This window comes from Microbacterium sp. Y356, from assembly GCF_059445355.1.
Genome location: NZ_JCAIUE010000001.1, coordinates 828,649 through 841,244, shown reverse-complemented (window position 1 = coordinate 841,244; position 12,596 = coordinate 828,649). Strand labels below are relative to the sequence as shown.

15 protein-coding genes are annotated in these 12,596 nt (G+C 64.2%); 10 read left to right on the top strand and 5 right to left on the bottom strand.

Going from position 1 to position 12,596, the window contains the following annotated elements; genetic code table 11:
* Positions 1–93: 93 nt before the first annotated feature.
* The 3 genes from AC1C2Q_RS04075 (at position 94) to AC1C2Q_RS04065 (ending at position 3,654) form a co-directional block, all read left to right on the top strand.
* Complete coding sequence (locus tag AC1C2Q_RS04075; RefSeq protein WP_495429766.1) at positions 94–618, top strand: DUF3817 domain-containing protein; 525 nt, start codon at positions 94–96, stop codon at positions 616–618.
* Positions 615–2,192 (top strand): glutamine-hydrolyzing GMP synthase, encoded by a 1,578-nt coding sequence (gene guaA, locus AC1C2Q_RS04070; RefSeq protein WP_495429765.1) that lies wholly within the window; start codon positions 615–617, stop codon positions 2,190–2,192. Before AC1C2Q_RS04075 ends, guaA begins: the two co-directional genes overlap by 4 nt.
* A 73-nt stretch (positions 2,193–2,265) precedes the next feature.
* Positions 2,266–3,654, top strand: a complete 1,389-nt coding sequence (locus AC1C2Q_RS04065; RefSeq protein WP_495449085.1) for a glycosyltransferase — start codon at positions 2,266–2,268, stop codon at positions 3,652–3,654.
* A gap of 6 nt (positions 3,655–3,660) precedes the next feature.
* Here the strand turns inward: AC1C2Q_RS04065 and AC1C2Q_RS04060 are convergent, their stop codons facing one another.
* Positions 3,661–4,380: an HAD family hydrolase gene (locus tag AC1C2Q_RS04060; RefSeq protein ID WP_495449084.1), complete on the bottom strand. Its 720-nt coding sequence runs from the start codon at positions 4,378–4,380 to the stop codon at positions 3,661–3,663.
* Between the two features lie 139 nt (positions 4,381–4,519).
* On the opposite strand from AC1C2Q_RS04060, the gene AC1C2Q_RS04055 reads away from it, so the two are divergent.
* Complete coding sequence (locus AC1C2Q_RS04055) at positions 4,520–4,714, top strand: hypothetical protein (RefSeq protein WP_495449083.1); 195 nt, start codon at positions 4,520–4,522, stop codon at positions 4,712–4,714.
* Here the strand turns inward: AC1C2Q_RS04055 and AC1C2Q_RS04050 are convergent.
* A protein-coding gene (locus AC1C2Q_RS04050; RefSeq protein WP_495449082.1) for an IS5 family transposase occupies positions 4,711–5,605 on the bottom strand; the annotation gives its coding sequence in 2 pieces (ribosomal slippage) (positions 4,711–5,253 and positions 5,255–5,605; 894 coding nt in all). The two genes, AC1C2Q_RS04055 and AC1C2Q_RS04050, sit on opposite strands and share 4 nt — an antisense overlap.
* Positions 5,606–5,665: 60 nt before the next feature.
* Here AC1C2Q_RS04050 and AC1C2Q_RS04045 point away from each other — a divergent pair.
* Complete coding sequence (locus AC1C2Q_RS04045; protein ID WP_495449081.1) at positions 5,666–6,157, top strand: 2'-5' RNA ligase family protein; 492 nt, start codon at positions 5,666–5,668, stop codon at positions 6,155–6,157.
* A gap of 122 nt (positions 6,158–6,279) precedes the next feature.
* Here the strand turns inward: AC1C2Q_RS04045 and arr are convergent, their stop codons facing one another.
* Complete coding sequence (arr, locus tag AC1C2Q_RS04040) at positions 6,280–6,690, bottom strand: NAD(+)--rifampin ADP-ribosyltransferase (RefSeq protein ID WP_495449080.1); 411 nt, start codon at positions 6,688–6,690, stop codon at positions 6,280–6,282.
* A 129-nt stretch (positions 6,691–6,819) separates the two neighbouring features.
* On the opposite strand from arr, the gene AC1C2Q_RS04035 reads away from it, so the two are divergent.
* The 5 genes from AC1C2Q_RS04035 to AC1C2Q_RS04015 all read left to right on the top strand — a co-directional run bounded on the left by AC1C2Q_RS04035 (position 6,820) and on the right by AC1C2Q_RS04015 (position 11,254).
* A complete protein-coding gene (locus tag AC1C2Q_RS04035) occupies positions 6,820–7,326 on the top strand; it encodes an RNA polymerase sigma factor (RefSeq protein WP_495429761.1) in 507 nt (168 codons plus the stop codon).
* A gap of 44 nt (positions 7,327–7,370) precedes the next feature.
* Positions 7,371–8,705 (top strand): hypothetical protein, encoded by a 1,335-nt coding sequence (locus tag AC1C2Q_RS04030; protein WP_495449079.1) that lies wholly within the window; start codon positions 7,371–7,373, stop codon positions 8,703–8,705.
* A gap of 5 nt (positions 8,706–8,710) precedes the next feature.
* Entirely contained in the window at positions 8,711–9,379 is a 669-nt protein-coding gene (locus tag AC1C2Q_RS04025; protein WP_495429759.1) for an HAD family hydrolase, read from the top strand.
* Positions 9,380–9,542: 163 nt separating this feature from the next.
* Complete coding sequence (locus AC1C2Q_RS04020) at positions 9,543–9,968, top strand: YciI family protein (RefSeq protein WP_495429758.1); 426 nt, start codon at positions 9,543–9,545, stop codon at positions 9,966–9,968.
* Positions 9,968–11,254: an RNA polymerase sigma factor gene (locus tag AC1C2Q_RS04015; RefSeq protein WP_495449078.1), complete on the top strand. Its 1,287-nt coding sequence runs from the start codon at positions 9,968–9,970 to the stop codon at positions 11,252–11,254. The genes AC1C2Q_RS04020 and AC1C2Q_RS04015 overlap by 1 nt, the downstream gene beginning before the upstream one ends.
* Here AC1C2Q_RS04015 and AC1C2Q_RS04010 read toward each other — a convergent pair.
* Positions 11,251–11,523, bottom strand: a complete 273-nt coding sequence (locus tag AC1C2Q_RS04010; RefSeq protein ID WP_495449077.1) for a GlsB/YeaQ/YmgE family stress response membrane protein — start codon at positions 11,521–11,523, stop codon at positions 11,251–11,253. The two genes, AC1C2Q_RS04015 and AC1C2Q_RS04010, sit on opposite strands and share 4 nt — an antisense overlap.
* A gap of 143 nt (positions 11,524–11,666) precedes the next feature.
* A complete protein-coding gene (locus AC1C2Q_RS04005; RefSeq protein ID WP_495449076.1) occupies positions 11,667–12,572 on the bottom strand; it encodes a Bax inhibitor-1/YccA family protein in 906 nt (301 codons plus the stop codon).
* Between the last annotated feature and the right edge of the window lie 24 nt (positions 12,573–12,596).

The window sequence follows — 12,596 nt, the reverse complement described above, 5'->3', positions numbered from 1 at the left end:
TCGAGCGCTTTACATAATGGGGAGGCTGCCGTGACCAGACCTTCGCCATCCGCGTGACCGAGGCCACTGCAGGCCCCGGGTAGAATGGACATCATGCCTGAACCGAAAGCTGCCTCCTTCCCGAAGATCCGCGGGGCGCTGAAGTTCTACCAGGTCGCGTCGATCATCACCGGTGTCATGCTGCTTCTGCTGCTGGCCGAGATGATCCTGAAGTACAGCCCCATCCACGTCGAGCTCTTCGCCGGCGGATCGGGTGGCTTGCTCTGGTTCGCTGACGTCATCGTGGCGGACGGATGCCAGTGGTATTCGCTCTTCGTCCCCGGCGGCATGGGCTGCGAGCTCATCTCTGTGGGCGACGGCACGAACCTGTCGCTACTGATCCTCGTCGCGCACGGTTGGTTCTATGTTCTCTACCTGTTCGCCGTCTTCCGCCTGTGGAGCCTGATGCGCTGGCCGTTCAGCCGCTTCATCACTCTCGCGCTCGGTGGCGTCATCCCGGCACTCTCCTTCATCATGGAGATCAAGGTCTCTCGCGAGGTCAAGACCTACCTCGTATCCCGCGAAGCAGCGATCGCTGCAGAAGCCGCATCTGCAGAAAACCAGGAGGCAGCGCGATGAGCGCCGACACCGCACAGCGTCCCGTCCTTGTCGTCGACTTCGGCGCCCAGTACGCACAACTCATCGCGCGCCGCGTGCGCGAAGCCGGCGTGTACAGCGAGGTCGTGCCGCACACGGTCAGCGCCGCAGAGATCAGCGAGAAGAACCCGGTCGCACTCATCCTCTCCGGTGGACCGTCATCGGTCTACGAAGAGGGCGCGCCCTCGCTCGACAACGCGATCTTCGATCTCGGCATCCCGACTCTCGGCATTTGCTACGGCTTCCAGGTCATGGCGCGCGCACTGGGCGGTGAGGTCGCGAACACTGGCCTCCGCGAGTACGGCGCGACGGATGCTGCGCTCACCGGCGACGGCGGCGTGCTGCTCGGCGGGCTGCCGAACACCCAGAACGTGTGGATGAGCCACGGCGACCAGGTCGCCAAGGCACCCGAGGGCTTCGAGGTTCTCGCATCCACTGCCGACACACCTGTTGCTGCGTTCGGCAGTGCGGAGAAGTGCTTCTACGGTGTCCAGTGGCACCCCGAGGTCAAGCACTCCGACCACGGTCAAGCCGTCATCGAGAACTTCCTGCACAAGGCTGCAGGCCTTGCCGCAGACTGGAACAGCGGCAACGTCATCGAAGAGCAGATCGCCCGCATTCGCGAGCAGGTCGGCTCGGCTCGCGTGATCTCGGCGCTGTCCGGCGGTGTCGATTCGGCTGTTTCGACGGCTCTTGTGCACAAAGCGATCGGTGACCAGCTCACCGCCGTGTTCGTCGACCACGGGCTCCTCCGCAAGGGCGAGCGCGAGCAGGTCGAGAACGACTACGTGGCTTCCACGGGTGTGCGCCTGATTACGGTGGATGCCGCGGACACGTTCCTCGGCCACCTCAAGGGCGTCAGCGATCCAGAGCAGAAGCGCAAGATCATCGGACGCGAGTTCATTCGCGCGTTCGAGAAGGTGCAGCTCGATCTCGTCGCTGAGGCGAAGGCTTCCGGCGAGCCGGTCAAGTTCCTCGTGCAGGGCACTCTTTACCCCGACGTCGTCGAGTCCGGTGGGGGCACGGGGACGGCGAACATCAAGTCGCATCACAACGTCGGCGGTCTTCCCGAAGACCTCGACTTCGAGCTCATCGAGCCGCTGCGCACCCTCTTCAAGGATGAGGTGCGTCAGATCGGTCGTGACTTGGGTCTTCCCGAAGCGATCGTCGGACGGCAGCCGTTTCCGGGGCCAGGCCTCGGCATCCGCATCGTGGGTGAGGTCACCGCTGACCGTCTCGAGATTCTGCGTGAGGCCGACGCCATCGCCCGCGAAGAGCTGACCAAGGCGGGGCTCGACAACGAGATCTGGCAGTGCCCTGTGGTGCTGCTCGCCGATGTGCGCTCCGTGGGCGTGCAGGGTGACGGTCGTACCTACGGCCACCCGATCGTGCTGCGCCCGGTATCCAGTGAGGATGCCATGACGGCCGACTGGACTCGTCTGCCTTACGACGTGCTGTCAAAGATCTCCAACCGCATCACCAACTCAGTGCGCGACGTGAACCGAGTGGTGCTGGACGTCACGTCCAAGCCGCCGGGGACCATCGAGTGGGAGTGACGAAGTCGCGACCACTCGACCATGGGCACAGCGTGGCGCTCGACCGCGCCAGCGGGCGAGTGGGAGTAGCGGAGTGAGCGGAACCAGCGTGGGTTCCGTGCTGCCGGATGCTGAGTACCTCGTGCTCGCCAGCCGACTCATCCCCGATCTCGACGGTGGCTTCACCATCGCGGTGCTTCGTCGCGCACGGGATATGGCTGCGGCCGGTGCACGAGTTCGCGTGCTCACGGTAGACCCAGGAACTACCGAGGATCACGACGCACACCGTGCCGAATGGCGCCGCCGTGGGCTGCTGCCGGATGGCGTGGAACTGCGCAATCTCTTCGACGATGCCAGAGCGGATGCTGCGTGGCTGCGTGCCGCCGCGGTTCCGTTCGGGGGTGCGGGCGACGCGACAGACACCGGCGAAAGACGCGTCATTTCAGACGCGGCGGGCCGCACGGTGCTGGAGCTCCCGGTCATTGCAGGCGACCCGAACTGGCATTTGAGTGAAGCGCCGGTCATCGTGTGGGGCGTCGACGGTCCCATCGGCCGGTTGGCCGGTTTCGGGGCGCTCTACCGGGCTTGGGTGAACGCGATCGGCGCGTCGTCAGACGATGCTCCGGTCGTGATCTGCGAAGCGCGCCAGGTCGGTGAGCTGCTCGTCGCCGACGCAGCCCCGTTGCTGGACCCCGCCATGCTTCTGCTGCATGCCACGCACGCCTGCCACGTGCAGGCGCCGTATTACTGGGATTCACCGATGGATGCCGCATGGACGCGGTGGCTTGATATCGCCGATCGATTCGACGGCGTGCTCTGGCTGACTCCCTCTCAGCAGGCGGATGTGGAGCGCCGGGTCGGTCCTGGCATCCGCTCTGCGGTGGTGCCGCATCCGGTGCCGGCCACCGGTCCGAACGATCCGGTGCCTGGTCGCCTGGCGATGATGTGCTCGCTCATTCCTCGTAAGCGGGTCGATCATGCGATCCGCGCATTTGCGCGCGTCCGTCAGGTCGTTCCTTTTGCGCAGCTGCATGTGTATGGCGGGGGAGGCCTGCTCGATGAGCTGGAGCAGCTGAGCGCTGAGCTCGGAGTCTCCGAGGACGTCGTCCTCCACGGGCACGTACCTGATCTTGAGGATGCGTGGCGGGAAGCGGATGCATTCGTGCTCACGAGCGCCAATGAGGGGCAGGGGCTCGTTGTGCTCGAGGCGCTCGGACACGGCGTTCCTGTGATCTCCTACGACATGCCGTACGGGCCGGGGGACACGCTTGTCCACGGCGGAGGCATTCTCGTGTCCGACGGTGATGTCGATGCCCTGGCCTCTGCGATGCTCGAGGTGATTGGCGACCGGGATCGCCGCGCTCTGCTGGCGGCCGAGGCTCGTTCCGCAGCCGCGAACATGGATCCGGCAGCATCCATGGCGGCGCTCGGCGCTGTGGTTCGGGATGCCATTCGAAGCCCTGTATCGCGGCCAGGGCGCTGAACTGTTCTAGGGCAGCAATTCAGAGAGCATCACGATCAGCCGCGCTGCTTCACGCACGGTGACGCCGCGCGAATCCGGATAGACGCCGTCTGCGAGGATCGCACGGATCCCGACCTGCTCGGCCCCCTGAACATCGGCGATCGGGTTGTCGCCGACCATCCACACGTCGGCACCGGCATGGGAGGCCTCGAGCGCGTGCGCGAACATCGCCGGGTTCGGTTTCTCTATACCTACTGCCGCGCTGGTGATCGTGCGGGTCACCAGCGGCTCCAGCCCGAGCTGCTCCACGAGTAGCGGGAGCTCCGGGCCGTGGTTGCTGAGAATCACGTTCTCATACCCGGCGTCACTCACTGTCGTGAGCGCCTGGCATGCACCATCGACCAGCGTCCAGGCATCCGTTCGGTAGAACTCTCTTCCGACGAGGTCTGCTGCGCTGTTCGCGACGTCGAGCGCCACGCCAGCGCCGACGTACGCGCCGACGAAGACCGGATGCAGTCGTGCCCACCATTGCGATGCGGACAACGGTTCGGTAATGACGTCGGGGGAGTGCCAGGGGAAGCGAGACCTCAAGCCCAGCCGAAACGCTTCCTGGGCTATGCCGTGTGCGGGCGCGACGATGTCCAGGGCGTCCCGTAACGCGCCGGCGAACAAGCCATTCCGTTGCGCGAGTGTGCCGTCGAAGTCCCAGAACACCACGCGGCCGCCGCGTCTGCGCTCTCCGTTCATGCTTCTGACAATACTGAGAGCGGTCGTGGAACTTGAACTCGACTAGCAACCTGCCGCGGCGTCTCGTTGCTATTGTGCATCTCGTGCCTAGGGCATGTCTGACAATTGCCGGGGCACGGTCGTTCGGTAGAGTTTGGGAATGAACACAAAAGCGTTCGGTGCTCTTGCCGCCTGTATAGCTGGTCTCGCCGTACTTCTGTGCGGCTTGTCGGCGGCAATGGAACTGCCGATGCCGGTTGAGATCGTGATGATCGTCGGAGCCATCCTGCTGTTGGCGTCTGCGGGCGGGCTCATCGGCGCTGCGGTCGCCGCGCAGAAAAAGTCGACCGCTTAGGATGACTGGGACAGCCGCCGAGTCCAAGCGATTACCGCGTTGAGGACCACGGCGGCGCGGTAGACGATCGCGCGCTTGTCGTATCTGGTTGCCAGCCCTCGCCATTGCTTGACGTGGCAGTAGCGGCGCTCGATGACGTTGCGGTTCTTGTAATCTGCGGCGTCGAGGCCGACGGGTCTGCCGCCGCGTGATCCGCGCCGCTTGCGGTGTCCCTTCTGATCGTCAGGCTCGGGGATCACGGCCTTGATCCCGCGCGAGCGCAGATGCCCGCGGATCGCGCGGGAAGAATACGCCTTGTCTCCGCGTACCGCGTCCGGGCGGGTGCGTGGCCGGCCGACCGGTTGCGCGACGCGCAGATGCGCCATCAACGGCAGGAACATTGGCGAATCGCCGGCTTGCCCAGGCGTCAGCAGCGCGACCAGCGGGAGGCCGCTGCCATCGACGAGCTGGTGGATCTTCGTCGACAATCCGCCGCGGGAGCGGCCGACCGCGTGATCACGCGGCTCGACGGCTGGATTCGTGTAATTCGATCCAGCCCCCTGTGAGGCGCTTGGTGTTCGTCGCGTGCTGATGCGCGCGAGCGATCGTGGAGTCCGCCGACAGCGACCAGTCCACCAGACCGGCCTCATCAGCGGCAGCGGTGAGCTTGGCGAGCACCTTGTCCCAAGTCCCCTCCACCGCCATCCGGTGATGCCACGTCCACGCCGTCTGCCACGGCCCGAATACCTCGGGCAGATCCCGCCACGCGATCCCACACCGGTACCGGTAGACGATCGCCTCGACCATGACCCGAGCGTCAGCGAACGGGCGACCCTTGCGTCCCGTCGGTCGTGGCAGCATGTCCTCGATCAACAACCACTGAGCATCCGACAGCACCTGAAACCGCGACACCCTTACAGACTCTCAGTGCGCTGCCGATCCAATTGTCAGACACTGCCTAGCTCCATTGATTTGCACTTCCCGACACTCGCCGAAGTTCTCGGCGAGTGGTGGCGAGGCACGCACCCGGGTGGTGTGCCGCCGCACATCACTTTGCTCTATCCGTGGGTCGACGTTGTCACCGACGTCAAACTGCAGATCGTGCGGGAGATCGCGGCGTCTAGTGACACGACAGAGATCGTCTTCACAAGCGTCAGGTCGTTCGACGGTGTGGTGCATCTATGGCCGGAACCTCAGCAATTTTTGCGTGGGCTGGCGCACCGAATTGAGCGTGCGTTCCCGGACGTGCCGCCGTACGGCGGCACGATCCTTGACCCTGTTCCTCATCTCACGATTGCTCGGGCCCTACCCGGCAATGAGACGGAGAGGCTGCGGGAGGAGATTGGAGGCGCCTTGTCGGACTCTCTCCCGTTGCGAGTCCCGGTTCGCTCGCTCTCCGTCATGGAGCAGCAGTCGCGTGGGGGCTGGCAGACGATCTCCGACTTCCCGATGCGGCAGCGCTAACGTTCTACGAAGCGCGGGCAGGGCTCGCGCCCTGGATTTCGACCTCGACCTCTAAAAGTTGATCCCGCCCAGCGGCTTCGCTCCCGGGGCGATGGATGGGCGGCCCTGATGATTGAACATCATCAGTTGATGATCTCGCCCCGTTCGTCCGACTGGAGCGCACTAATACGTTCCTTCCACACCTGCAGAGCCTCCGGCGCCTGACGGGTCCACTCCGTGACTTCGCCGATCACCCGGAGCGGGGTCCTGCTGCGGTAGGAGCGCGTGGGGTTGCCGGGGAACTTCTTGTCGGTAACGTTCGGGTCGTTCTCGAAATCTCCGGTCGGCTCGACGACGTATACGCGCGGCGCACCGTCTCCGGCCGCGAGCTCCGCAGCGAGACCTGCCCCATTCGGAAGAGCGGTGAAATAGATGTGATTCATCACGACTTCGGGACGATAGTTCGATCTGAAACCGGCAGTGAGGAGCTCGCCGTTTAGGAGGTCTGCTTTCGTGCCGTGGAAGAACGGTCCGTCATCGAGGGATTGAGTCACGGGGACAGCATAGACAGAAGCTTCGCGTTGGTCTGCCGGGCCCCGTCCTCAGCACCGTTCTGCAAGAATCGGCTCACACCCGACATATCCCTTGTGAGCGGAGCCGTCGGCCCCGCCGTGAGGAGTGTCATGGGCCATCGACCTGATGACGTTGAGGCATGGTTCACGTCGGAGGTCGCGTCTCACCTTGATTCGGTCTATCGCTACTTTCTGAGGCGTGCAGTCAGGCAGGATGCCGACGATCTGACCGCCGAGGTGTTCGAGATCGCGTGGCGTCGACGCGATGATGTTCCCGCTGAGTGGATCTTGCCCTGGCTGTATCGCACGGCGGCTTTTGTGCTCGCTAACCATCGGCGCCGGGCACACGTTGTTCCGCTTCACCTCACGGATGCCCCGATCGATGGCGACCATGCGCAGCGGATCGCTGAGCGTGACGAGCTCGTGCGTGCTCTTACCGGGTTGTCGGAGCGTGACCGTGACATCTTGCTCCTGCACGCGTGGGAGGGTCTGACGGGCGCCGAGCTTGCCGAGGCGCTCGGGATCTCTCGCTCCGGCGCACAGGCTGCTCTTTCGCGGGCTCGTGGCCGGTTGCGAGAGCTGTGGACGCCGTTGATGCAAGATCGCGGCTCGCTCTGACATTGACCAAGTGAGACGGATGCTGCGAGGAGACGAGGCGGACCATGAACGAACCACATGCCGACGATGACATTCGTGCGGTACAGGCCGCGGATCCGGCCGTGGACGCCGTAGCCCCGGCTGGGCTGCGTGCTCGGGTCGCTGGCATACCTGCTGCCGACCGCACAGTCCCGGTCCGGCACCGACGCCGATGGCTCATGCCCATCGCTGCTGCGGGGGTGGCCGTCGCTGCGATCGGTGGCGGTTACGTCTGGGGTACGGGAGGGATCCACCTCGGTCCGGCGCCGGTACTGCTGGCGGTGGAGACCGGGACGCCGGATGATCCGGCAGCAGCTATCGAACTCGGTGACGACTCAGGCAACTCGTCGGGAATGGGCGGCGCTGAAATGGAGGGCGGAGCGCAAGGCTACTCGGTGAACGAAGATACTTTCGCCTGGTGGGGCAATCTCAACCGTCACCGCTTCATCGTGCCTGCCTTTGACTCGTCTCCGTCGCAGGCGAGGGCTTTTGCCGTTGACGCAGGTGCGCAGTACTCGGCGGAGGATACTGCGCGAATGGCGAGTGTGCTCGGCGTCGCGGGCGTTGTGCGCGAAAGCGAGTTCGACCAGGGGTGGATCGTCGGGGATTACTCCGGCGCCTACTTTGAGCTGTCGCTGTGGGGGACAGTGAGCTTCGGCGACGGCAGTCCCTATCCCGCGGACGTCTGCCAAAAGGCGGCGATCGCAGTGTATGGCGCCGGACAGCTCAGCGAGGAGGACACTCGGGCCTTCGACCAAGAGATGAGCCGGTGCATGGCCGACACGCCTCTGCCATCCGATGAGTTGGTGGACGAATCCGTCTCTCTTTTCCTCGCCGCGATCGGCCTGGATGAGGATGCCGTTCAGATCACCGTGACGCCGGATGAGTCAGGACGAACCGTCATGGCGACGGCAGCCATGGTCGTGGAGAGCAATGTGACCGAGCTCGCGGCGTACATCGAGGTCTCTGCGCAAGGACTCAGGTACGCATCCGGTCCGATTGGTGAGGTGGTCTCGCTCGGTGAATACCCGATTGTGAGCCCCGCCGAAGCGGCGGCGCGCCTCAATGACTCTGCATTCTCGCCGCGACTCGTCTCGTGGCCAGACCAGAGCGCACCCGCTGAATACTCGCCGCCCACCGCTCCGGCCAAAGTTCCCAACGCCGGCTCCGCCGTTCCCTGGCAGATCGCCGAACACGAGGTCGTCTCGGCCCGGCTGGGCCTTGCGCTGCTCCACGGCGCGAACGGTGGGCAGTACCTTGCGCCCACTTACGAGTTCACAGCCGACGATGACACCGTGTGGAGCATGATCGCCCTTGCAGAAGACGAACTCGACACGACAACGACCATGCCGGGCTGGTAACGGCGATGCTCCCTGACTCAATCGAATTGGTGATCTTCGACTGCGACGGTGTTCTCGTCGACAGCGAGATTCTGTCTGTGGAGGTCGACCGCCGGCTGCTGGCGGAGTTCGGATGGCACCTCACCCACGAGCAAATCGTGCACCGATTCGTCGGCAGATCGTCCGCCCACTTCCGTGCCGAGCTGGAATTGCACCTGGGACGCGCGCTACCCGACGACTGGGAAGAGCCGTATCTTCCCTGGTACGAGGACGCCTTCGAGCGTGAACTCGTCGCTGTACCCGGCGTAGAGGAAGCGATCGAACGAATCCCGTGGTCGATGTGCGTCGCGTCCAGCGGACCACATGAAAAGATCCGTCGAACTCTCGGGATCACGGGGCTTCACGCACGCTTCGAAGGACGGATCTTCAGTGCGACAGAAGTCACTGAAGGGAAGCCTGCCCCCGACCTGTTCCTGCACGCAGCCTCGCGCATGGGCGTGCCGCCTTCGCGGTGCGTCGTCATCGAAGACAGCCGGTTCGGTGTCGCCGCCGCACGCGCAGCCGGAATGCACGCATTTGGCTTTGCCGGTGGACTCACTCCCGCTGAATGGCTGCGAGGGGAGGACACGACGGTGTTCGACGACATGTCCGACCTGCCACGGCTGCTGGGGCTTCCCGAGCATCGACGACGCTGATCACAACGCTGCACGCAAGCCGATCCAACTGAGAATCCGTCGCGACGGAACTGGAATTTCGCAGATCGAAAAACTTTCTGCCCTCGTGTCGATCTGGGCTCTTCCCGTTCGACGTCTTCAATGAGAGGGTCGAAAACGACCCGGCGATTGAAGGAGAACAATCATGAAGTTCATGCTGATCATGCGAGCGACCGACGCGGCCGTAGAGGCGTACAAGAACGTCCCCTTCGAGCAGGTCATTGAGGCCATGGGCAAGTACAACGAGTCGATGATGAAGGCGGGCGTGCTGCTCGCCGGTGAGGGGCTGACCGACGCCGCAGAAGGCTTCGTCGTCGACTTCTCGGCAGAGGCGCCCCTCATCACAGACGGCCCCTACGGTGAGACGAAGGAGCTGTTCAACGGCTTCTGGATCATTGAGGTCTCCACTCGCGAAGAGGCTGCGGAGTGGGCAGGACGCGCCCCTCTGGGTCCCGGCTCGTTCCTTGAGGTGCGCCGTGTGACCGGGGCGGAGGACTTCCCGGCCGACAACGAGTGGATCGAGAAGGAAGAAGGCTGGCGCGAAGAGCAGGCCGAACGCGCTCAGCAGTAATGACCGATCAGACTGGCGCGGCGATGGTGCGCTCCACCGAAAAGGTGGAGCGCACCATCGCCGCGGTCTGGCGCATTGAATCGGCCAAGATCGTCGCTACGCTGACCCGCATGGTCGGCGACTTCGGTCTCGCCGAAGACCTCGCCCAGGAATCGCTCATCGATGCGCTGAAGCAGTGGCCGAACGAGGGCGTGCCTCGAAACCCGGCGGCATGGCTCACGGCCGTCGCCAAGCGCAAGGCGATCGATGGATGGCGCCGCCAGGAACGCTACGACGACCGCATAGCCGGAATCGCTCACGATCTAGAACGTGAACAGGCGGATGCCGCGGATGCCGATCCCTGGGACCCCGACGTCATCGACGACGACGTGCTGCGGCTCGTCTTCGTATCGTGCCATCCGGTGCTCGCTCGCGAAGCCCGCGTGGCTCTGACGCTGCGTGTCGTCGCTGGCCTCAGCAGCGAGCAGATCGCCCGTGCGTTCCTGGTGCCGGTCGCGACAGTGCAGCAGCGCATCGTTCGGGCGAAGAAGACGTTGACCGCGGCGAACGTGCCCTTCGAGGTGCCGCCCCGCGAGGAGTACGCCGAACGACTGAGCGCGATTTTCGGCGTGCTGTACTTGATCTTCAACGAGGGGCACGCGGCGAGCAGCGGCTCGAACTGGATGCGCCCCGAACTCAGCGCAGAGGCCATCCGCCTTGCTCGCGTACTCACCTCGCTCGTGCCGAAAGAGCGCGATGCCCACAGCCTGCTCGCTTTGATGGAACTCACGGCCGCGCGTTTTCCTGCCAGATTGGATGCGAAGGGCGAGCCGGTGCTCCTGGCAGAACAGGACCGATCTCGCTGGGACCGCGGCGGCATCTCGCGCGGCCGCGTGGCGCTGGCCAAAGCCGACGCGCTAGGTGGCGGACGCACGGCCTATGCGCTGCAGGCCGCGATTGCCGAGTGCCATGCGGTCGCAGCATCCATCGATGACACCGACTGGGAACAGATCGTCGTGCTCTACGAGGCGCTCGGGCGCATTGCGCCCTCACCTGTCGTTGCGCTCAACAGGGCAGCCGCTGTCGCAATGGCCACTGGCCCGGCGTCTGCCCTCCGCATTATTGACAAGCTCGTGGCATCCGATGCTCTCAAGGGGTATCACCTGCTGCCGGCAACCCGCGGGGAGATGCTGCTGCGCCTCGGGCGCAAAGAAGAGGCGCGCTCCGAGTTCGCCACCGCCGCGAGACTCGCGGGGAACGACAGGGAGCGCGCCCTTCTGGAAGCTAAAGCCTCCGGGTCGGTCTAGTCGCGGACCTTGTTGCCGCGGCCGACGATCAGACCGTAGATCAGCAGCACGATGATCGCGCCACCGATTGCGAGAGCCCAGGTGCCGAGATCGAAGAACTGTTCAAGGCCTCGATTGAACAGCAATCCGCCGATCCATCCGCCCAGAAAAGCACCCACGACGCCGAGTAGCAGAGTCACGAGCCAACCGCCGCCCTGTTTGCCGGGCAGAATCAGCTTGGCGATCGCACCGGCGATCAGCCCGAGAATAAGAAATGCAAGAAATCCCATGATTTGTGCTCCTTTTCTGTAGCGGTGAGATCACAATGCTCCTCTCATCGACGCAGCGCCAGGCCCTTGCGCGCGTGTCGTGGATATGACAAAGGACCCCGTCTCTGAAGAGACGAGGTCCTTTGGTGATTGGTGTGACGAGGTCAGTTGCTGCCGCGGACGATCGCGATCATGCGCAGGATCTCGACGTACAGCCAGACGACCGTGACCATGATGCCGAAGCCGCCGAGCCAGCCGTACTTGCGAGGTGCGCCGTTGCGTACGCCCTGCTGGATCTGGTCGAAGTCCATGACCAGCGAATATGCGGCCATGAAGACGACGAGAACACCGAGAATGAGGCCGAGCGGGATGCCCATGATCGTCATGCTGCGCAGGCCGAATGCCTGGCCGGCCGGGAGAACATTGGTCCACATGAGCACCAGGTTCAGCACGGAGAAGACAAGGTAGCCGACCATCGCGATCATGAAGATCTTCGTCATCTTCTTGGAGGCGCGGATCTTGCCGCTGGCAAAGAGTGCGAGCGTCACGCCGACGACCGCGACCGTCGCGAGAGTCGCCTGAAGGACGATGCCGGGGTTGAAGGTCTCGAAGAACGCCGAGATGCCACCTACGAAAAGACCCTCAAGTGCGGCGTAGGCGAAGATCAGTGCAGGACGGATCTTCTTGCGCGAGGTGAAAACGATGACCATCGCGAGGACGAATCCGCCGAGCGCGCCGACGATCATGGGCAGCATGTTCGCTTCGCCGGTGGCCGGAAGCGTGCTGAGTGTCCAGACCCAGCCAACGACAGCCGTGACCAGGAGGATGGCGAAAAGACCAGCGGTCTTCCAGACGGTGTCTTCGACACTCATCCGGTCGGTCTCGATGGCGCCAGCCGGGGGAGCGGCGTACATGCCCTCCAAGCGCGCGTTGGCGGCAGCATCCACACCAGCGTGCTGGAGCGAGGCGGCCTGAGCGCCCTGGGCAGCCTGCGAGCTACCCGGATAGGTTGCGACGTTGCGCGGATCCTGCTTCTTGAACGCCGGATTATTGAATGCGAAATTGCTCATTTGTGGGCCTCACTCCGAGGGGAT